Raw genomic sequence first — 20,881 nt, forward strand, 5'->3', positions numbered from 1 at the left:
CCATACGCGGGCGTACTGCGGTAATCTCTATCGCCATCACCCGCCGGCCCGTTATTCGCCATGACCGATTCCGATTCGCGTACACCCCTGTCCGAGCTGCTGGCCTCGATGAGCGCCGACGGCGATGCCGTTCGTGTACATATTCCCGATGACTGGCTGCAGGGCCGTGCGGTCTACGGAGGGCTGTCGGCCGCGTTATGCCTGCAGGCCACGCTCGAGGGGCTCGGCGACGATCTGCCGCCGCTGCGCTCGGTGCAGTTGAGCTTCATCGGCCCGGCCGGCAGCGATGTTCGGCTGTCGCCCGAGATCGTGCGTCAGGGCAAGTCGACCACGTTCGTGACCGTGGACATGAGTAGCGACGACAAGCTCGCCGTACGCGCCACGCTCTGCTTCGCCCGGGCGCGGTCGTCGCATCTGTCGATCGTGGATTGTCCGGCGCCCGTGGTGGCGGGCGTGGCCGACTGTGCCGACTTCTTCCGCGACGCCGAGGGCCGCAACCAGGGCCCGAATTTCGCCCAGCACTTCAACAGCCGGTTTGCCGGCGGCGCGTTGCCTGCCAGCGGCGCGCAAGACCCGTCGTTCACGGTGTGGATGCAGCACAAGGACAGTGCATCACGAGCGTCGCTGGTCGGGCTCGTGGCTTTGGCGGATGCGCTGCCGCCAGCCGCCATGGCCTGTTTCGCCGAACGGGCGCCGATCAGCACCATGACCTGGATGTTCGACGTGCTCGACGACACGCCGCACACCGACGATGGCTGGTGGCTGAGCCGGAGCGTCGCCGAATCGACCGCCGACGGCTATTCCTCGCAGGCGATGACGGTATGGAATAGCGCGGGACAACCGGTCATCGTCGGTCGTCAGAACGTCGCGATCTTCTACTAGAACCCGCCGATATCGGGCGAGAGACGGCCGCAGGGATGCGGCCGGCCGCGCCCGCGGCCCTCGACGCGCGCCGCCGGGGCGTGACGGTGGACAGCGGTGACGACGCCGACCGGCGCACTTGTGGTTGGCGCTGTGCCATGAAATCGAACCGGCCCCGGGCCGGTAGGCCACCACCGCCCGTTGGAACGCGGGTCAGCCCTGCCCAGGCTGACCCACAGGACCGGATGAATCCCCCAGCGGCCGCAGGCAGCCTCTTGTCCGGGGTAAGTCGTCGGCCCGCCGCAACCGAGGTTCAGCCCCACGACCGCTCGCCGTGTTGACGTGCCTGAATATCTAAATGATAATCGTTCGTATTAGCAAAACGATATCGTCTGTGCGTCGGTCGGTTCACCGGCGGCAGACGATGCAACACCAAAAGGGGGCACAGTGGATAGACGGGTTTCTGGGGATGCGCAAACCGAGCGAGCCACCGGCCGGGTGGGCGGCGCGTGGGTGACCGGGCTACTGGTCGCCGCGGGCCTCGGTCATGCAGGGCAGACGCTGGCCCAGGCGGATCAACCCGCGCAGCGTCTGGCGCCGCTGGTAGTCAGCGGCTCTGGTATCGCCGGCGCCGACGAGCCCACCCAGGGCTACGTCGTGGATTCCAGTCAGGGGGCTACCAAGACCGATACCCCACTGATCCGCACGCCGCAGACCGTCGATGTGGTCACGCGCGACCAGATCGAGGACCAGGGCGCGCTGACCGTCAACAACGCGCTGCGGTATACGCCGGGCGTGTTCACGGGGCTCGCCGGATCGTCGTCCCGTCAGACCACGGTGTCGTTGCGCGGCTTTCCCGGTGGCGATGTCAACAACACGTTCCTCGACGGTCTGCGTCTGGCCAACGACGCCGGGGCCTATTCCAATATTCAGATCGATCCCTTCTTTCTTGAACGCATCGACGTCGTCAAGGGCCCCAGCTCCGTGCTTTACGGTCGTGCCCAGCCGGGCGGTCTCGTGAACTTCGTCACCAAGAAACCGCAGGCCGAGCAGCAGGGGCTCGTCCGCTTCTACGGGGGCAGTTTCGATACCTTCGGCGGCGGCTTCGATGTCACCGGCGCGCTGCCCGACGCCGCGCTCGGCAGCTATCGCGTGGTGGCCAGCGCCGAGACCTCCGACACCCAGTACGACGTGGTCAAAAGCGAACGCTATACGATCATGCCCGAGGTCAGCCTCAATCTGGCCGAAGACACGACGCTGCTGCTGCAGGCCTACATACAGCGCGAGCCCGACGGCGGCTTCCACGGCTCGGTGCCCTATGACCTGAGCGTCAGCAGCTCGCGTTTCGGACGGACGGTCGATGATGAATGGGTCGATACCTCGGAAGACTTCGAAAAGTTCGACCGCGATACCGAGATCTTCTCCTATCAGCTCACCCACCAGGTCAGCGACGACGTCACGCTGCGCTCGAAGGCCCAGTACACCGAGGTCGACGTGGACCTGGAGCAGGTCTATCAGAATGGTTTCACCGGCAATGGCGCCGAGCTGCTGCGCTATGCCACGGCGGCCAGAGAACATCTGAAGGGTTTTGCCGTCGACAACAACGCCCGGTTCGATTTCGCGACCGGCGCGATCGACCATACGGTGCTGACAGGCTTCGATTTCCAACGGCGTGAGAACCGTGTCCGCTATGGCGGCGCAGCCGCCACGAACCTGGACCCGTTCAACCCCGATTACGACAACGCGGTCAGCGGTGATGCCGTGTTCGCTCCGGCCGATATCCGCCAGACGCGCCAGATCGGGCTTTATCTGCAGGACCAGCTGGAATGGAATCGCTGGAATCTGGTGCTTGGCGGGCGTCAGGACTATCTCAAGCGTGAATACACCATCGGCGGCAACCAGTCACGGGTACAGCGCAGCGACGATGCCTTCTCCGGCCGTGCGGCATTGCTCTACCAGTCGGCGTTCGGGCTGTCGCCGTATATCTCCTACAGCGAGGCCTTCAATCCGAGCGCGTATTCGCCGGCATCGGGCACCGGGCAGATCTCGGAGCCGGTGGATAGCGATCAGGTCGAGGTCGGTCTCAAGTACCAGCCGCCCGGCCTGGATGCGCTGTTCACGCTCGCGCTCTACGACCTGAACCAGAATAACGTCCAGCAGCGTACCGGCGTCACCCCGGTCGTATTCACCAGCATCGGCGATGTCCAGTCGCAGGGCGTGGAACTCTCCGGCCGGGCCAATCTCACCGACAGGCTGCACGTGATCGCCTCCTACAGCCATAGCGAGGTCGAGTACCAGGACGATGTCACCAGCGACGGGCTGGACGTGCGGGCAGGCAACACCTTCGTGCGCACACCGGACGATCTCGCCTCGGCGTGGGTGTCCTACGACCTGCCACGCGGTATCAACGCCGGCGCGGGCGTGCGCTATGTCGGCAGCAGCTATGCCGACAGCGCCAACACCCGGGAGGTACCCGATTACACCCTCGCCGATGCATCGGTGAGCTTCGAACTCGGCGAATTCGTGAGCGCGCTCGACGACACCACGCTGCGGATCAACGCCAACAATCTGTTCGACAAGGAGTATGTCGAAGCCTGCTTCAGCGAGATCAACTGCTATTACGGCCAGGCGCGCACGATCACCGCGACGGTCGACTACCGCTTCTAGCCGCCGATAGCGGTCCGGTCGCCGGCCGGGCCGGTCACGAGGGGACAGCGCCCGGGCACCTGCGGCACGGGTTCAATCACGCACGCCGACTCGAAGGAGAACACGCGCATGCACGACACCCTCGACCCGCGACCGACCCCATCGGCCGAGCCCGGCGCTCGGCCGGGCCTGTTGTTCGATAGCGCAAGCCTGAATGACTACCGCGCCGCGATGGAGTCGGCCGTTGCCACGGCGAGCCAGGCGATGGCCGCCGCCGAGCGCGTGTTCAGCGGCGTCGCCCCACAGAAGCTGGCACCCACGTTCGCCGGGATCGATCTCGATGACGGCGGCCAGGGCTTAACGGCTGCACTCGCCGAGCTCGGGCCGCTGTATCTCGACCACGCGGTGTATTTCCACCACCGGCGCTATGTTGCGCACCTGAACTGTCCGATCACCACGAGTTCGCTGGCTGCCGAGGCCGTGGCGTCGGCGCTGAACACCTCGATGGATACCTGGGATCAGAGCGGCGGGGCGACGTTCATCGAGCAGACGCTCATCGCCTGGACGGCCACGCGTGCCGGCCTGGGCGAGCGCGCTGACGGCATCTTCACCAGCGGTGGCACGCAATCCAATCTGATGGCCATGCTGCTGGCCCGTGAGCATTGCTGCGCCGCGCGCCATGGCCCCGGTTGGGTACAGCGTCACGGGTTGCCGCCCGAGGCCTCGCGATTCCGAATATTCGCGTCCGAAGTCGGTCACTTCAGCATTCGCAAGGCAGCCGCACTGCTGGGTCTGGGCCACGAAGCCGTGGTCCCGGTGTCCGTCGACGCCGGCTGGCGGATGGATAGCGACGCGCTGGCGGCGGCGATCGACGCCTCACGGGCAGCGGGTGAGTGCCCGATTGCTGTGGTGGCCACCTTCGGCAGTACCGATTTCGGCAGCCTCGATGATGTCCGCGCGACCGCGGCGATCTGTCGGGCCCATGGGTTATGGTTGCATGTCGATGCCGCCTATGGCGGCGGATTGCTGGTCTCACCGAGCCGACGGCATGAATGCCGCGCACTGTCGGAAGCCGACTCGGTCACCGTCGATTACCACAAATCGTTCTTCCAGCCGGTGGCGTGTAGCGCGCTGATCGTGGCCGATGGGCGCGGGCTGGCACATGTGACGCACCATTCGGATTATCTCAACCCGCGCGAAGCCGCCGAGGCCGGTACGCCGGATCAGGTGAACAAGAGCCTGCAGACCACCCGCCGCTTCGATGCGCTCAAGCTCTGGCTGACCCTGCGCGCGGATGGCGCAGACGCGATCGGCCGTGCGTTCGACCAGACCCTGTCGCTGGCGCGGGCGACTTATCGCCTCATGCTCGCCGAGCCGCGCTTCGAGCTGCTGCATCGGCCCGCGCTCGGCACGATCGTGTTTCGTTTCCGGCCGTGGATGACCGTGGCCAGCGAACGGCTGGACGCACTCAACGATGCGATCCGCACCGAGTTGGCCCGTCGGGGCGAAGTGATGATAGCCGCCACCCGTGTCTACGGACGCCGCTATCTGAAATTCACGCTGCTCAACCCGGCCACCGGGCTCGACGACATGGCCGAGATCCTGGCTCTCATCGTCGCGGCCGGCGAGCGCCTGGCCGAGGGCCTGCACGGGCAGACGCCGGCAGGGACATGCCACTCGCCCGTGCTCGCCCAGCCGCCGCAGTCCACCACGGCGCATGGAGAGGGTGGGCGTCGTCATGGCTGAGCCTATCCACGACCTGCTCGGCGTGGGCATCGGCCCGTTCAATCTAGGCCTGGCCTGTCTGGCCGAGCCGCTGGACGATCTGGACACGATCTTCGTCGACGAGAACCCCGCTTTCGATTGGCATCCTGGGCTGCTGATCGAAGGCGCGACATTGCAGACCCCGTTTCTGGCCGATCTCGTGACCTTGGCCGACCCGACCAGCCCCTACAGCTTTCTCAACTATCTCAAGCAGACGGGGCGGCTGTATGCCTTCTATATTCGGGAAAGTTTTTCCATGCTGCGGGCCGAATACAATCGTTATTGCCGCTGGGTCTGCGAGCGATTGCCGTCGTTGGTGTTCGATGCCCGTGTGACCGATATCGAATACGACGGCCGCTTCGGCTGCTACCGGGTGCGCGTCGAACACCCGGTCGGCGGTGGGCGATCACTGTACCGCGCGCGCCGCCTGGTGCTGGGCAGCGGCCCGGCGCGGTCCGTGCCCGAGTGCTGTCGTGGTCTTGACGGGCCGGTATTTCACGCCGCGGATTATCTGTCCCACCGCGACGCGCTCGCCGAGGTGGAATCGATCACCCTCGTCGGCAGCGGCCAGAGTGCCGCCGAGATCTTCCACGACCGGTTGAATCTGGCCGGGCCAGACCAGCGTCTGGACTGGTTCACGCGCTCGCCCCGGTTTTTCGCCATGGCCTACGACAAGCTCACGCTGGAGCTGACCTCGCCGGAGTACATCGATTATTTCCACGGGCTGGACGAACACTCCCGTCGTCGGCTGCGCGACTCTCACAAGTCCCTCTACAAGGGCATTTCCGAGGATCTGTCGAACGCCATCTTCGATCGGCTGTATGAAAAGGATGTCCACGGCACCGCCAACGTTGGCCTGCAGGCCAACGCCGAACTGAGTGCGGCCACGCGTGACCCGGTCAGCGGCTGCTACGAACTGTCGTTCGAGCAGACAGAGCAGCGCCTGCGATTCCGGCATCGCAGCCAGGCGCTGATTCTGGCAACCGGCTTTGCCCAACGCGTGCCCGACTATCTGCGATCGATCGTGGATCGGATCTGCTGGGACGACCGCGGCCGATTCGCGGTCAGCCGCGATTATCGGATCGATCATGGCGCGGCGGCCGTGTTCGTTCAGAACGCTGAACTGCACACGCACGGCTTTTCGGCGTCTGATCTGGGCATGGCCTGCTATCGAAACGCCGTGATCCTGCAGGCCGTGACCGGCGTGGCGCATTACCCGATCGAACGCCGTATCGCCTTTCAGCATTTCGATGCCCATGCACACGTGGCACAACCTGCCAACGGTCGCAGCCGCGCCTGACTGCGGCAGCCGGTACGTTTCATTTCGGAGTTTCAATGACCGAGACGACCCTGCGTTTTCGCCGCGATGTACCAGCGGTCGGCGAATTGTGTATCCGTCCGTTGTGTCTCGCCGCACATGCGGCCTGCGTGCATCACTGGCTTGCGAGCGATCACGCGCGTTTCTGGGGCATGCAAAGCCTGAACGCGGCTGCGGTGGCGTCTTATCTCGCCGATATCGAGACATCGGCCACCCGCGCCGGACTGGTCGGGCTGCACCAGGGCTCGCCCGCGTTTTATATCGAGACCTACGACCCGGCCGCCGAGCCACCGCTGGCCCGTGTTCATGAGGCTGCGCGCGGCGATCGCGGCATGCATATCCTGATTGCGCCGCCGTCACGGCCGATCCACGGCTTCACCTGGGCCGTGTTCGCGCTGACCATGGACTATCTGTTTGCCGATCCCCGCGTCGAGCGTGTGGTCGTGGAGCCGGATATCGCCAACCGCGGCATCCATGCGCTCAATCGACGGGCAGGCTTTGTCTACCATCGGCAGATCGAGCTGCCCGACAAGACGGCATGGCTGGCGACCTGTACGCGCGAGGCCCACGCACGCGCCATGAAGCAACTCGACCCCGCAATGGCACGGCTGGCCGCGCGCCATGAGGCCAGCGCATGACCGGCCTGGCGCAGACTCCGAGCGAACGCGCAGTCGACAGGCTCGATGGCCCGAACTGGGCAGCAGCCAACGCCGCGCTGATCGCCAAGACGCTGTCGGAATTCGCCCACGAACGGCTGATCGTACCCGTACCCGACAGCCACGAAGAGTGTCTCGACGACAACCGATCGCACGCCTGGCGAGTCGTGGCCGACGACCCGGCCGTGGTCTACCGGTTCGTGGCGCGACGCTTCTGGCTGGACCATTGGCATATCGAGCCGGCCACCATCGGCAAGGTGGTCGCCGGCGCACCCGCGCCGCTGGACGCGGCAGCACTGTTCATCGAATGCCGGGCACAGTTGGGGCTGTCCGAGACGGTGCTGGCGCTGTATCTGGAAGAGATCGCCAGCACGCTGTATTCAGCCTGCTACAAGCGCCGCGCCGGGCCGCTCGCGGCCGCGGCGTTCGTGGATGCGGACTTCCAGCAAATCGAGGCCGCGATGACCGAGGGCCATCCGGCGTTCGTGGCCAACAATGGCCGTATCGGCTTCGACAGCATGGACTATCGCGCCTATGCCCCCGAAGCGGCTGCGCCGATCCGGCTGATCTGGATTGCGGTACACACCAGCCGTGCGGCGTTCTCGGTCGGGGCCGGACGCACGGTCGAGAGCCATCTCGACAGCGAGCTCGATGCCGAGACACGGGCCGAGTTCCGCCGCCGCCTGGTCGAGGCGAACCTGGCGCCAGACGATTACCACTTCATGCCGGTGCATCCCTGGCAATGGCACAACAAGCTGGTGTTCGCCTTTGCCGGCGAGATCGCGAGCCGGTATCTGGTGTATCTGGGCTTTGCCCCGGACGGCTATCAGGCCCAGCAATCGATCCGCACGCTGTTCAATCGCGATACGCCGACGCGCTGCTACGTGAAGATGAGCCTGTCGATTCTCAACATGGGCTTCACCCGCGGCTTGTCGCCGTACTACATGGCGGGTACGCCGGCGATCTGCGACTGGGTGGACGGTCTCGTGCGTGGCGATGCCTATCTGTGCCAAACCGGCTTTTCGATCCTGCGGGAAGTCGCGGCCATCGGCTACCGGCATCCGCTGTTCGAGGCCGCCGCCGCCCGCACCGACGGCGCCAACAAGATGCTGTCCGCGCTCTGGCGCGAGTCGCCGCTGGCTGGCCTGGGCAAGGGCGAGCGCCTGATGACCATGGCCGCGCTGCTGCATAGCGACTACGACGGCCGATCGGTGGTCGGTGCGCTCATCGACGCATCGGGCCGCTCGATCGACGACTGGCTGTCGGCCTATCTCGACGCCTATCTGCGCCCGATCCTGCATTGTTTCTATGCGCACGAGCTGGTGTTCATGCCGCACGGGGAGAACCTCATCCTCGTGCTCGACGCTCACGTGCCCGTACGGGCGATCATGAAGGACATCGCCGAGGAGATCGCGGTCATGAACCCGGCGGCGGATCTGCCGCCCGAAGTGGCGCGCATCGCGGTCGAGGTGCCCGAAGAGCTGAAGATACTGAGTCTGTTCACCGATCTGTTCGATCTGATCTTCCGATATCTGGCCGCGATCCTGGCAATCGAGCGCGATTATCCGCAGAACGCTTTCTGGCAACGGGTCGCCGATTGTGTCCATGCCTACCAGGCGGCGCATCCGCAATACGCCGACCGTTTTGCACGCTACGATCTGTTCGCCGAGGATTTCGCTCGCTCCTGTGTGAACCGGCTGCAACTGCGCGACAACCGTCAGATGATCGACCTGTCCGATCCGGCCGGTCATCTTCAGCTGGCCGGACGTCTGATCAACCCGATCGCCGGGCGCTGAGTCGGCTCAGCCAGGCCGGTCGTGCCGGGCTCGGTGCGGGGCAGTGCGCCGCGGCGCCGCCCGCTTGTCTTGTTGGAGCGCGCGGCCCATACGGTTAAGCTTTAGCGTTGTTCGCGCGGCGACGGGCTGCCCCGGTGCCGGTCGAATCCGCAGTCTGCCCATTGAAAATGTGCACACGCCGGTCGGTCGGCGTCAGGATGAAAGCTCATGACACAGCAAGGCCTCGAATATCGTCTGCGCCAGCAATCGCTGGTCTCCGAACTCGGCCTGTATGCCCTCAATAACCGCGACTTCGCCGATCTGGCCCAACAGGCGACGCGGATCGCCGCCGAAGGCGTCTGTTCGGGCATGGCCAAGGTATTGCGCTATCGACCGGACAAGCACGATTTTCTGGTCTTTGCCGGTGTGGGCTGGCGCCAGGGCGTGGTCGGCCATGCCACGGTGGGGGCCGCGCTGGATTCGCCGGCTGGATATGCACTGCAAACCGGCGAGCCGGTGATCAGCAACCATCTGGACGACGAGACACGTTTTCGTACCCCGGATCTGCTCGCCGAACACGGCGTGACGCGTGCCATCAACGTGGTCATTCAGGCCACCGGCGAGCCGTTCGGTGTACTCGAAGCCGACGCGCCATCCGACGGAACCTTCGACAAAGACGACGTCGACTTCCTGCAATCGCTGGCGCATGTGCTTGCCTCCGGCATCGAGCGTGGCCGCGTGGAAGTCGAACTCGAGACCGCCCTCCAGGAGAAAGACCAGCTCATCGGCGAGAAGGAAACACTGCTCGACGAGCTCAATCATCGGGTCAAGAACAACCTGCAGGTGGTCAGCAATCTGCTCGCCATGGAAATCTCGCGCCTCGACGACGTCGAAGCCAAGGCCCGATTCCGTTCCGTGGGTAACCGTGTAGCCACGCTCGGTCGGATCTACAACCACCTTTATCAGGCCGGCGAAGCGCGTGATATCGAGTTCGGTGGCTATCTGCGCGAACTGTGCGCCAATCTGGATATCTTTTATCGCAACGACGACCAGCCGGTGCGCGTGTATGCGGAAGTCGAACCGGTGTTCGTCGATCTCGACCGTGCCATCCCGCTGGCACTCATGATCAACGAGCTCATTGCCAACAGCGCCCGGCACGCATTCCCCGCGCATCGACAGGGCAAGGTTCAGGTCACGCTCGCCAGCGCCGGCGACGATATCGTGGTGACCGTCGCCGACCGCGGGCAGGGGATCGGCCACGATACGGCGCCCGGGGTTGGCCGCGAACTCGTCGATACGCTGGCCGAACAGCTGGGCGCGCGTATCGAAGTCCGCGAGACGGCCGGCACCACATTCGTCATTCGAATTTCCGAACAGGCATTGCAGGCCGAGGCGAGAAAGACGGCCTGAGAGGGGACGCTGCACGGCGCCAGCGCGCGTTGCCGCGCTACGCGGTACGGCGTGTAGGCCGTCGTGGATCGCCCGAACCTCATTCTGTTGCGCCGTAGCGCGGGTCAAAGACCAACGGGCAGCGTCACGCCTGACGCGCGCGGCGGAATTATGACGTCCGACGAGAGTCTAAGTCCAGGTTACCGGCATCGGGCGCGCGAACAGAAACCGCCGCAGTCGCCACCGCTGAACGGTCGATCCCGGTGCAGATCACGGGCTCTTTCGCATTCGGGGCAGCGCGTGTAACGATCGTTTCGAGTTCGTCCACCGCAGGCCTCGCCTGTCTGTGATACACGATGGATAGCGAGGAAGGCGTGCGATGAAGTATCTCTTCGTGGTGGGCTGCCCGCGTAGCGGCACGACCTGGCTGCAGATGTTGCTCGCCCAGCATCCGGCGATCGCCACGGCACAGGAAACCCATTTGTTCAACGGCTATCTGTCGGAGCTGCGTACGCTGTGGGCACGCCATGCCGACGATCCACGCGGTATCGGCCTGCAGGCGGTCTACACCGAGTCGGCTTTCGATGCGCTGTGTGCCGATATCGCCGCACGCGCACTCGACCAGATTGCCGGAATGCGTCCTGAAGCCCAATGCGTACTCGAGAAAACGCCGGCGCATGTACGCCATGTAGGGACCATCGCACAGCTGCTGCCGGGTGCGTACTTCGTTCACCTCGTACGCGATCCACGCGCGGTCACTGCTTCGCTGACCACGGTGGGCCGCTCGTGGGGCGCCCACTGGGCCGCGCCCGACTGTGCCGAGAACGCTCGACGATGGGTGGCCGATGTGGCTGCCGGCCGCGCGATTGCCGGACTGACCGACCGGTGTCTGGAACTGCGCTACGAGGATCTCGCCGGCGCCGACGGCCCACAGGCGCTGGGCCGTATCGTTGATTGGCTCGGGCTCGACCGACCGCCTGGGTTCGAGGCCGACGCATTCGACCGGTGCCGGATCGACCGGCTGCGGGAGGGCAGCGCCGACGTACGTGCACCCCAGGTGATCGCCAACGATCCCGCAGGCTTCTATGGCCCGGGCGCGTCGACCGACGCGGCCAGTCGTCTGACACGGCGCGAACTGCGATCGGTGGAATATATCTGTGGCCCGCTCATGGACGCCCTCGGCTATACGCGCTCCAGCGGAGTGAGCCCCCGCAAGCCGGCGACGCTGCGTCTACAGCGTTATGTCGACGGTCTGGAATGGCGTCTCCAGCATTGGCAGAAGCGGCTTTTCCGATCTTTGCGCCATCGCATACGTCACTAATCGGCCGTTCGTCGTCGCCGTGTCCCTGCGTGTACAGGTATTGGCCGCACAGGGCGGGTTGTATGGCCAAGCCGTGGCGAAAGAGCGGTTCCAGCCGTGCTGGGCGGAACCGCCCGACGCCATCTGATTTCACGATTCCGGCTGGCCAGCACGCCGGTCGAAGGTCATGCCAGATGCCGGCGCCGTTTCATTGCGAGCCGAATCGCCACCAGCCCCGCGCCGAACAGTATGAAGCCGGACGGTTCGGGCACGCCGGTCGACGGCGGTTCCGGATTGGTCACCGAGCCGCCCCCGGAACCAATGCCGACCGCGTTGCCGTTCGAGTTGGTGAACAGGGTCGTCAGCCCGCCAAGGCCGCCGGTCCACGTACCGTGGAACGGGCCGGCGCTCAGATCGCTGTTGGTCAGCCCCGGGAACGCGGATTGGCCGTCCGCAGTCAGGAACAAGCCCTGATCCTGGAAGGTGTTGAAGGTAAGACCCGGTAGCAGGGTGCCGAGCCAGCCGTATTGGCCGCCGGTATCTTCGGCCAAGCTGTGCAGGGCACCGCCGTTGCCCAGGAAGTTGTCGAGAACTGTTGCGTTGGTGTTCACCACCGCCAGTTCGTCGGTCGAAATGCCTCCAGTGACGTTGCTACTGCCGGAATCGATCTGGATGATGCCGGTGTTATTGATGTTATAGGTGCCGGTGCCGTCGAAAAACGCGGCGATGTCTATCGCGCCGTTTATGTTCACCCAGTTCCATCCCATACCTGACAGCCCCGACAGGCTGAAAGATGAGAAGGCCGCGTTATAGGCCTGGGTCGATTGATTGCTACCCAGATTGACTACCGTCATCTGGCTGTTGGTCACGCCCGGTGCCAGAGTTTCCAGCACGCGCTGCATGTAAAGCCAGCCGTCCTGATTCGCCGTGCCGTCGCTGAAGCCGTGATCGTCCGCGTCGGTCAGGTCGAGAATGAAAGGGCCGGCGATGGCCGATTGCGATAGCGCCGCGGCAGCGATGCCCGTGAGAAGAAGCCCTGCCAGATATCTTTTTCTGAGCGACTCGAATTTGAGACTGGTCATGGTCGTTTCCTCGTATCGATGCTTGCATTGTGAAGCCCAAACGCCGTGCTTCGTGATGCGCGGGCGGCGTCGAGGCCTTTCTCAACAAGAAACGGGCCAGCAGAAACCAAGGTGATGAAACAGGTCGATTTTAGCGGTCGCAGTACCATCCAAGGCCGAAAGATTTTAATAAAGTGTAATAAGACTCGACAAATCGTGATTTGTCGACTTCAATGTGGGAAAATTCTACCAAATAGAGGATATCCGTGGCATTTTGGTCGATGCAATCATGTGTTGACTAAATAAATGGGTCGCAGCGTATTTAATGCACAAATTAAGTTCGCGGCATTTATATGGATAACGTAATATCGGGCCGCATTTAATAAACCCCGCGCGGTTCGGATCATTCGCAGCAAACGGTCGGATCGGCCGGCCAACTCTTTGAAGCGCGGAGAAATACCGGGCGTCTGTTTGCGTCGTGATCGCGCGCGTCCAGGTTCGTCTGCCGGGGCCCTGAATACGGTCGGTCGGCCGATGCATCCGGCCGGACGCCTGCCGAGCGTGCGGCGATCGGCAAGCGCGAACATCAGTTATCCGCGCCACCCGGCGCAAATCGAGCGATCCAGGGCTTTGGATGGTCCCGTCCGGGCCGACGCGGACAGTGTTCATTTATCCGACATCCGGTACTGGTTTCTCGACGCCAGGCGGCAGTGCACATGGTCGATGAAACCGAGGTCGCGGCTGTCCAGGGCAAAGGCGTCGTATCGAATCGGCCCGGTCGTTGTGCGGGCCGGTGCTTCCGCTGCCCGTGGTGGCCGCCTCGGCCAGTTTGCCGTGCCGAGAAGCTGTCGGACTCTACGCGCGCGAACCGGCGGTGGCCGTGGCGACCCCCAGCGCAGCCACCACCATGCCGGTTATCTGTAGTGCGTCGAGCGTTTCGTCGAAAAGCAGATATGCGAAAACAGCCACCACCGGCGGCACGAGGTAGAACAGCGAGGCAACACTCGCCACTGAGCCGCGCCGGATCATGAACAGTAGCAGCGAGATCGCGCCAACCGAGAGGCCAAAGACCGACCACAGCAGGCCGACCCACGATTGCCAGACCATCTCGAACCGGCCGGCTTCGGTGGATAGCGCGATGGGAATGGTGATCGCGGCCGCGCCGATGAACTGGGTGGCAGCGCCGGTGCGGATATCGGCGGCGGCGCCAATATGTTTCTGCCAGATGGTGCCCAGGGTGATACCGAGCATCGCCGCGACGCTGGCGACCAGCGGGCCGGCCGACACGGCCAGTGTGCCCATTTGCAGCTGGGGCCCGAGTACCATCAGGGCGCCGGCAAAGCCCAGCACGATGCCGACCCATTTGCGCGATCCCACGGTTTCGCCGAGCAACGGAAAAGCGAGCAGGGCCGTGAGCAGCGGCTGCAGACCCACGATTAGTGCCGCGATACCCGCGGGCAGGCCGTGGCGCACGGACCAGAACACGCCGCCGAGATAGACGCCCTGGAGCAGCACCCCGGCGAGCAGCGCGTTGGCCCAGGCACGAGCGCCCTGCGGCCAGGGTGCACCTTGGCTGATCGCGATCACCATGAACGCGGCCGCGCTCAGAACGTAGCGATAAGACAGGAACGTCAGCGGATCGGCATAGGGCGCGACCAGGCGGGCCGCAATGAAGCCGGTCGACCATAGGCCGACGAAGACCAGCGGGAGCATGCGTTCGAAGTTCATCGCCGCCTCATTGTGCGCGCGCACCGCGCGCGCAGGGGCCGTGTACGAATCAATGAGCGTCTGCGCTGGTGGCCCAGTTGGCCATGAGATCGTTGCTGGGCTGTTCCTTGTCCAGCAGCTTGCGGGCCGTCTCGATACCGGCGATCGGCAGATCGGCGGGGTCGAGCTTGCCAATCTGGACCAGTAGCGAGGCCTGATCCCAATAGATGTGTTCGTTATAGAGCTTGTCGCCGCGAAAGGTCACGATCGCCACGAACGGAATCTCCACGTATCGGCCGGTGGGTTCGATCCCCGGGAGCAGCCAGTCGATCTCGCAGTCGTGGGTGAAACAGAGCACGAATTCGTCGACCATGCGGTCGACGCCGACCGTGCGCGAGATCGGCTTCATCTGAAGATCGGCCGGGTTCTTCGGAATGAAGTGGTGCTTGTAGAAGCGCTTGAGCGCGGTGTAGCCCGTGCCGCCTGTCATGGTCGGCACGTGGTTCACGTAAGGCTCGGCGACCATGGTCTGCATGGTCGCATCCACGTCGCGGGCGGCGAACTCGAGCTCGAAATGGTGATCGGCCAGACCGGCCAGGTCATAGTGCGGGCCAAGCGCGGCGCGCAGCACGGCCAGCGTGCGAGTATGCGCCAGACGGGCTGCGCCCGGGTTGTAATGATCGTTGCCCCAGCGGTTGAAGGCATGATCGGCGTTGTCGTAGACGAACACTTGGACATCGTTGCGATCGGCAAAAACCGACCGGATGCTGTCGATCGTCGCGGGCGGTGAGAATCGATCGAGCCCACCGAAATGAAGCGCCATCGGGCAGCGAACCTGTCCGGCCAGGTCGAGCGCCTCGTCGATGCTCACCCCGTAATAGCCGACGACGGCATCGACGTCGCAACGCGCGGCCGCCAGGTAGGCGAGCTTGCCGCCGAGACAGAAACCGACCACGCCCACGTCGCCTTTGCCTGGCGCGCTGGCGACCTCGGGCAGGGCACGTGCGGCGCGCACGGTTGCGCCGATATCGGCGACCGCTCGCTCGATGTCGAGGCGCTCGAAGTAATCGTAAGCCTGTTCGAAATCCGCCGGCTCGTAGCCCAGTTCGATGCCAGGACCGAACGGATGAAACAGATCCGGCGCGATCGCGACATAGCCTTCCTCGGCATAGAAGTCGCAGACCTCGCGGATATGCCGATTCACGCCGAAGATTTCCTGGAGCACGATCACCGCCGGGCCCGTGCCGGCTGCGGGCAGGGCGCAGTAAGCCGAAAAACGAACGCCGTCGTCGGTCTCGATGGTGATCATGTCGGCGCTCATGTGCAGTCTCTTGGCTTATACAACGGCGTCGCATTATCGGGGGGCGAGCAAGACGGTGCAAAGACGTTTCGCCGGTTGCCCTACGTGCGCGCCCGGTCGATAGAGACAAAATGCTATCATTTGATCGATAAAAATAATAATATGATCATATGAGCAAAACCAACGCGTCTTGTCATGGCCCCACAGACCGCTGAGCAACTGAATCCGCGTCCGGATATTCACGATGCGCAGCTGCGCCAGCGCATGAGCCCCGGCGCGTTGCGGACGTGGTTCGCGATTGCGGTTCAGTGGGGGTTGACCGATATCCAGGCCGCACGGCTGCTCGGCACGCCCACGAGTACCTATCGCCGCTGGAAGCGCGCGCCCGACGTTACTCTCGATGTCGGCCAGATCGAGCGCCTGTCGCTGCTGCTCGGGATCTACAAGAGCCTGGAGATGCTGCTGACGCGCGCGGACGCGGCGGATGGCTGGATCAAGCAGCCGAATTCGAATCCGTTGTTCGGCGGCGCCCGCCCGCTGGATCGCATGCTGGCCGGGCATACCGAGGATCTGGCCGTGGTGCGCCGGCATCTGGACGCCGAGCGCGGCGGCTGGGCGTGAGCGCGCCCGGTGACGCCGTGTTTCCCTTGGCCCGGGTGCGTTGGCGGCCGTCCTATCGCATCGTGCCATCGCGTTTTCCGCCGCGCGGATTGTTCGACCGCGTCGCCGACCCGGCCGATCTGGATGCGGCGCTGGCGGTTGAGTCGTTGACCAACGACCGGTTGCGCGACGAGGCGGGCGATCTGTCGCTGGTGGCGGCCGAAGACCGCATGGCCGGGCCGGGGGCAACGCCGGTGATGGCGGCTTTCACCCATCTCAACCCGGCGGGTTCGCGTTTTTCCGACGGCACGTACGGGGTGTTCTATGCGGCGGCCAGCCAGGCCACGGCAGTACGGGAGACGGTCTATCATCGTGAACGGTTCATGGCCGACAGCGCCCAGCCGCCGATGACGCTGGAGATGCGGGTCTATCACGTGGACGTTGCCGGTGACCTCCGGGATCTGCGCGGCCAGCCCGCGGCAGCCGCGCCCCTGCTGGCCGCCGACAACTATCGCGCCGCGCAGGCTTTCGGTGGTGCCGAACGCGCTGCCGGCGGCAACGGTATCGTCTATCCGAGCGTGCGGGATATCGCCGGCGAATGCGTGGCGGTGTTCCGTCCGCGCGTGCTGTCGCCGGCGCTGCAGGGCCGGCATTTCGGCTACGTGTGGGACGGCGCCCAGATCACCGACGTGGTCACCCTCGGCGAGAGCGGAATCACGCCGCACGCCTGAGACAACGACGAACGCCGCAAGCCTGCGACAATTTGCCCTATCGGCGTAAATACCGGACGCGACTAGAATTTCGGGCACCGCTTGCTTGCCCGTCGTTCGCATGTCCGTTCGTTCGTCCTGCTGCGCGCTGCGCCGCCTCTTGCCGGCCGCTGCCGCGGCCCTGTTCACGGTCGCCGATATGGCGGCCGCCCAGACGGCGCTGGAGCCATCACGCGCTTCGGTTGGCACGCTCGAAGCGCTAACGGTCGAAGGCACGGCGGTCGTGCCCGCGATCGCCGGCGAGACCGAAGTCAGCAACCGGCTGAATCTCGCGCCCGAGGAATCGCCCGCGACCGTGGATACGATCACCCGCGAGACCATCGAACGACGTGGCTTGCGTACGTTCACCGAAGCTGCGCGTACGTTGCCCGGCGTGACTGCGGGCAATATTCCGGGTTCGCCGGCATCGCTGTCGATGCGGGGCTTTCCGCGCGGCAACGTCAGTTATCTGTTCGACGGCATGCGCGCCGCGGATTCGGAGCTGGTCGCCCGCGATTTCGACACCTTCAACTTCGAACGGATCGAAATACTCAAAGGCCCGGCGTCCGTGCTGCACGGCGACGGCGGGCTGGCGGGCTCGGTCAATTTCGTGACCAAAAAGCCGTCGCTGGCGGCCAACAGCGCCGAGGGTCTGGCGAGTATCGGGCGTTTCAACACGCTGCGAGCCGGCATCGGCGGCAACCGTGTGCTCTCGGACCGGGTAGCCGTTCGAGCGGACCTGTCGCACAGCCGCTCCGACGGCTTCATCGACGACAACGATTCGCGCACCACGCAGCTGACCACCGGCGTGCTGTTCGAGGCCAGCGACCGGCTGTCGCTGTCGGCGTCCTACGATTATTTCCGCGACAACTATGCGGCGTCCTATTACGGCGCGCCGCTGGTGGCCCGCGCCGCGGCGCGCGATCCGTCGGGGATTGTGAACGCGCCGGGCGATCGGGTCATCGACGCCGCCGAGCGCCACACCAACTACAACCCGCTGAATGCGGTGATGGAATCGGAAAGCCACTGGCTGCGCACGCGCGCGGCCTACACCATCAGCGACGCCTGGGAGGCGATCAACGAGCTGTCCTACTACACCGCCGATCGCAACTGGGTGGAGACCGACAGCTATACCTACAACGACGCGACCGGTCTGCTGGACCGCTCGACCGGGCGTATCGCTCACAATCAGGACTTCGTCAGCGAACGGGCCTATGCGCATTTCGACGGCGACCTGCTCGGGCTGCGCAATCGTTTCACGGTGGGCGGCGAGTACAAGCACACGACGTTCAGCACGCCGCGGCGTTTCGGCACGGCCACGTCGGTCGCCGTGCACGACCCGGACCGCGGTCATGTGCCAGGCGACAGCGCGGCGAATTTCGCTACCCGGGTCGATTACGACAGTCGGGTCGATACCGTCGGCGCGTTTGTCGAGAACGCGCTCAATCTTACCGATGACGTCATCCTGGTCGCCGGTCTGCGCTACGAGCATATCGATCTGGATCGGCGCATCGACGATCTGGCCGCCGATACCAGCGAGCGCTTTGGCCGCTCGTTCGATCCGGTGTCGTGGCGCGTCGGCGCGGTCTATGAGCTGTCCGACGACGACCAGCTCTATGCGCAGTTCAACCACGCCGTCTCGCCGGTGACCAACTTCGTGCTGTCGAACATGGCGCGTGCGCAATTCGATCTGTCCGAGGGCGACGCAATCGAGATCGGTATGCGCAATCGCTTCTGGGCCAACCGCGCCACGCTGACCACGTCGCTCTATCAGATCAAGCAGAACGATATTTTGACCCGCGACCCGAACGACCCGCAGCAGACCTTGCAGGGCGGGCGCCTGCAATCGCGAGGCGTGGAAGTCGCCCTCGGACTCGATGTCACCGATCGCTGGCGCGTGGATGCCAACCTGGCCGTGCTCGACGCCGAGTACGCCGATCTGGTCGATGGCAACGGGCAGAATCTGTCCGGCAACACGCCGATCAACGTGCCCGAACGGGTGGCGAACCTGGCCACCTACTACACGCTGGCACGGCTGCCGTTCACCCTCGGTGCGGACGTCCAGCACGCCGGCGCGTTCTATACCGACCAGACCAATACCATCGAGGTGGACGGGCATACGATCTTCGGCGCCTCGGTGAGCACACCGGTGGCCGGCGGCACGCTGACCCTGCGCGGGCGCAACCTAGCCAACGAACTTTACGGCGAGTGGTCCGGCTACAGTTCGAGCCAGATCTATATCGGGGCACCGCGCAGCGTGGAGCTGGCCTGGACGGGCGAGTTTTGAGCACGGCCGCCACGCCGGCTCCTGCGCTATCGGCGTCGCCGGCGGCGCGCCCGGCCGGGCGCTGGTATGCCACGGTCTGGCGCTGGCATTTCTATGCCGGCCTTGCGGTCGCGCCGTTTCTGCTGATCCTGGCGGTGACCGGGGCGATTTATCTGTTCAACACCGAGCTCAACGACGCGATCTACCCGGATCTGATGTTCGTCGACAACGCCGGTACCCAGGCGGTGGCGGCCAGCCGCTGGGTGGCCAGCGCCGAAGCCGCCTATCCCGGCGGTCGGGTCACCCGGGTCAACATGCCGAGCGCGCCCGGGCGCAGTGCCATGTTGTTCGTCACCCCGGCCGAGGGCGCACCGCGGCGGGTATTCGTGGATCCGGCGAGCGCCACCGTGCTGGGCTCGTTCGTTTACGAGCGCACGCTGGTTGGCCTGGCCGATACGATCCATGGCTCGCTCATGCTCGGCTGGGTCGGCGATGCCATTGTCGAGATCGCGGCCTGCTGGGCGGTGATTCTGATCGTGACCGGGCTGTATCTGTGGTGGCCGCGCCGTAACGGCCGCGGCGGCGTGTGGTATCCGCGGCTGCGCCTGCGTGGGCGACGCCTGTGGCGCGATATGCACGCGGTGACCGGCCTCTATGTCGCCGCATTCGTGCTGTTTCTGGTGTTCACCGGCCTGCCCTGGGCCGGCGTCTGGGGCGGCCAGCTGCTCGATCCGGCCATCCGTACGTTGGGGCTGGGCTACTCCGGCGCGCGCACGCCGCCGGTCTCGGCGCCGGCCGCGCAGCCCGAAGCCGACCCGCCGGCCACCGCCGCCGAACAGGGCCGGGGCAGCCCCTGGGCACTGGAGAGCGTCGCCCCGCCGGCCTCCGGCGGGCATGCCCATCACGGCATGAGCGCAGGCGCCGCCGATACCGTATTGCCCGCGCCGGATATCGGCGTGGACCGGGCCCGCCGCGTCGTCGCCGAACAGGGCCTGGCGGCCGACTACTGGCTGATGCTGCCGGCCGGCGCACGCGGCGTCTATACCGCCCAGACCTATCCGGACCGACCGCAGGGCCAGCGCACGTTGTATATCGATCGATACAGCGGCGCGGTACTGCGCGATGTGGGTTTTGCCCAGTACGGGCCGGTCGGCCAGGTCGTCGAGCTCGGCGTGGCGCTGCACATGGGCAACTATTTCGGGCTGATCAATCAGCTGGTGATGCTGGCGACCTGTCTGGCGATCGTGATGCTCGTGATCACCGGCATCGTGATGTGGTGGCGCCGACGGCCGGCCGGCGGGCTCGGCGCACCGCCGCGCAAAGCGCCACTGCGTACGCGGTATCTCGGTGCGATCGTGATCGCGATGATCGGGCTGTTTCCGCTGGCCGGCGCCAGCCTGGTATTGGTGTTGATCGCCGATCGGGCGCTATTGCGCTGGCAGGCCTCCTAGGCGGGCCATGCGGATCGCGCCCGGGCCAGCTCCGGGCT

General features: G+C 65.1%; 15 protein-coding genes. 12 read left to right on the forward strand and 3 right to left on the reverse strand.

Annotated elements, in window-relative coordinates; all coding sequences use genetic code 11:
• Positions 1-60 precede the first annotated feature (60 nt).
• The 8 genes from T31B1_RS13095 (at position 61) to T31B1_RS13130 (ending at position 11,730) form a co-directional block, all read left to right on the forward strand.
• Positions 61-882 (forward strand): thioesterase family protein, encoded by an 822-nt coding sequence (locus T31B1_RS13095; RefSeq protein ID WP_353249956.1) that lies wholly within the window; start codon positions 61-63, stop codon positions 880-882.
• A gap of 426 nt (positions 883-1,308) precedes the next feature.
• Entirely contained in the window at positions 1,309-3,528 is a 2,220-nt protein-coding gene (locus T31B1_RS13100) for a TonB-dependent siderophore receptor (protein ID WP_353249957.1), read from the forward strand.
• A gap of 108 nt (positions 3,529-3,636) precedes the next feature.
• Positions 3,637-5,253, forward strand: coding sequence for a pyridoxal phosphate-dependent decarboxylase family protein (locus T31B1_RS13105; RefSeq protein WP_353249958.1), 1,617 nt, complete (start codon positions 3,637-3,639; stop codon positions 5,251-5,253).
• Entirely contained in the window at positions 5,246-6,571 is a 1,326-nt protein-coding gene (locus T31B1_RS13110) for a lysine N(6)-hydroxylase/L-ornithine N(5)-oxygenase family protein (RefSeq protein WP_353249959.1), read from the forward strand. The genes T31B1_RS13105 and T31B1_RS13110 overlap by 8 nt, the downstream gene beginning before the upstream one ends.
• A gap of 35 nt (positions 6,572-6,606) precedes the next feature.
• Positions 6,607-7,227 carry a GNAT family N-acetyltransferase gene (locus tag T31B1_RS13115; RefSeq protein WP_353249960.1) on the forward strand — a complete coding sequence of 207 codons (621 nt, stop codon included), beginning with the start codon at positions 6,607-6,609 and terminating at the stop codon, positions 7,225-7,227.
• The gene (locus T31B1_RS13120; RefSeq protein WP_353249961.1) at positions 7,224-9,041 is read left to right on the forward strand and encodes an IucA/IucC family protein; all 1,818 of its coding nucleotides are present in this window, start codon (positions 7,224-7,226) and stop codon (positions 9,039-9,041) included. Before T31B1_RS13115 ends, T31B1_RS13120 begins: the two co-directional genes overlap by 4 nt.
• A 207-nt stretch (positions 9,042-9,248) precedes the next feature.
• A complete protein-coding gene (locus tag T31B1_RS13125) occupies positions 9,249-10,430 on the forward strand; it encodes a sensor histidine kinase (protein ID WP_353249962.1) in 1,182 nt (393 codons plus the stop codon).
• A 358-nt stretch (positions 10,431-10,788) separates the two neighbouring features.
• Positions 10,789-11,730: a sulfotransferase family protein gene (locus T31B1_RS13130; RefSeq protein ID WP_353249963.1), complete on the forward strand. Its 942-nt coding sequence runs from the start codon at positions 10,789-10,791 to the stop codon at positions 11,728-11,730.
• A 164-nt stretch (positions 11,731-11,894) separates the two neighbouring features.
• Here T31B1_RS13130 and T31B1_RS13135 read toward each other — a convergent pair whose 3' ends face one another.
• The 3 genes from T31B1_RS13135 to T31B1_RS13145 all read right to left on the reverse strand — a co-directional run bounded on the left by T31B1_RS13135 (position 11,895) and on the right by T31B1_RS13145 (position 15,798).
• The gene (locus T31B1_RS13135) at positions 11,895-12,611 is read right to left on the reverse strand and encodes a PEP-CTERM sorting domain-containing protein (RefSeq protein ID WP_353249964.1); all 717 of its coding nucleotides are present in this window, start codon (positions 12,609-12,611) and stop codon (positions 11,895-11,897) included.
• Positions 12,612-13,625: 1,014 nt separating this feature from the next.
• Complete coding sequence (locus T31B1_RS13140; protein ID WP_353249965.1) at positions 13,626-14,498, reverse strand: DMT family transporter; 873 nt, start codon at positions 14,496-14,498, stop codon at positions 13,626-13,628.
• A 49-nt stretch (positions 14,499-14,547) separates the two neighbouring features.
• Positions 14,548-15,798: a dienelactone hydrolase family protein gene (locus T31B1_RS13145; protein ID WP_353249966.1), complete on the reverse strand. Its 1,251-nt coding sequence runs from the start codon at positions 15,796-15,798 to the stop codon at positions 14,548-14,550.
• 174 nt (positions 15,799-15,972) lie between these two features.
• Here T31B1_RS13145 and T31B1_RS13150 point away from each other — a divergent pair, with 174 nt between their 5' ends.
• The 4 genes from T31B1_RS13150 (at position 15,973) to T31B1_RS13165 (ending at position 20,843) form a co-directional block, all read left to right on the forward strand.
• The gene (locus tag T31B1_RS13150) at positions 15,973-16,398 is read left to right on the forward strand and encodes an antitoxin Xre-like helix-turn-helix domain-containing protein (protein WP_353249967.1); all 426 of its coding nucleotides are present in this window, start codon (positions 15,973-15,975) and stop codon (positions 16,396-16,398) included.
• Positions 16,395-17,108 (forward strand): RES family NAD+ phosphorylase, encoded by a 714-nt coding sequence (locus tag T31B1_RS13155; RefSeq protein WP_353249968.1) that lies wholly within the window; start codon positions 16,395-16,397, stop codon positions 17,106-17,108. Before T31B1_RS13150 ends, T31B1_RS13155 begins: the two co-directional genes overlap by 4 nt.
• Before the next feature lie 100 nt (positions 17,109-17,208).
• Positions 17,209-19,413, forward strand: coding sequence for a TonB-dependent receptor (locus T31B1_RS13160; protein ID WP_353249969.1), 2,205 nt, complete (start codon positions 17,209-17,211; stop codon positions 19,411-19,413).
• The gene (locus T31B1_RS13165) at positions 19,410-20,843 is read left to right on the forward strand and encodes a PepSY-associated TM helix domain-containing protein (RefSeq protein ID WP_353249970.1); all 1,434 of its coding nucleotides are present in this window, start codon (positions 19,410-19,412) and stop codon (positions 20,841-20,843) included. Before T31B1_RS13160 ends, T31B1_RS13165 begins: the two co-directional genes overlap by 4 nt.
• Positions 20,844-20,881: the final 38 nt, after the last annotated feature.

The organism is Salinisphaera sp. T31B1, assembly GCF_040361275.1.
Lineage (GTDB): Bacteria > Pseudomonadota > Gammaproteobacteria > Nevskiales > Salinisphaeraceae > Salinisphaera.

Coding starts and splice junctions, on each gene's coding strand:
- T31B1_RS13095 (WP_353249956.1), top strand. CDS start 61: ATGACCGATTCCGATTCGCGTACACCCCTGTCCGAGCTGCTGGCCTCG.
- T31B1_RS13105 (WP_353249958.1), top strand. CDS start 3,637: ATGCACGACACCCTCGACCCGCGACCGACCCCATCGGCCGAGCCCGGC.
- T31B1_RS13110 (WP_353249959.1), top strand. CDS start 5,246: ATGGCTGAGCCTATCCACGACCTGCTCGGCGTGGGCATCGGCCCGTTC.
- T31B1_RS13115 (WP_353249960.1), top strand. CDS start 6,607: ATGACCGAGACGACCCTGCGTTTTCGCCGCGATGTACCAGCGGTCGGC.
- T31B1_RS13120 (WP_353249961.1), top strand. CDS start 7,224: ATGACCGGCCTGGCGCAGACTCCGAGCGAACGCGCAGTCGACAGGCTC.
- T31B1_RS13125 (WP_353249962.1), top strand. CDS start 9,249: ATGACACAGCAAGGCCTCGAATATCGTCTGCGCCAGCAATCGCTGGTC.
- T31B1_RS13130 (WP_353249963.1), top strand. CDS start 10,789: ATGAAGTATCTCTTCGTGGTGGGCTGCCCGCGTAGCGGCACGACCTGG.
- T31B1_RS13135 (WP_353249964.1), bottom strand. CDS start 12,611: ATGCAGCGCGTGCTGGAAACTCTGGCACCGGGCGTGACCAACAGCCAG.
- T31B1_RS13140 (WP_353249965.1), bottom strand. CDS start 14,498: ATGAACTTCGAACGCATGCTCCCGCTGGTCTTCGTCGGCCTATGGTCG.
- T31B1_RS13145 (WP_353249966.1), bottom strand. CDS start 15,798: ATGAGCGCCGACATGATCACCATCGAGACCGACGACGGCGTTCGTTTT.
- T31B1_RS13150 (WP_353249967.1), top strand. CDS start 15,973: ATGGCCCCACAGACCGCTGAGCAACTGAATCCGCGTCCGGATATTCAC.
- T31B1_RS13160 (WP_353249969.1), top strand. CDS start 17,209: ATGTCCGTTCGTTCGTCCTGCTGCGCGCTGCGCCGCCTCTTGCCGGCC.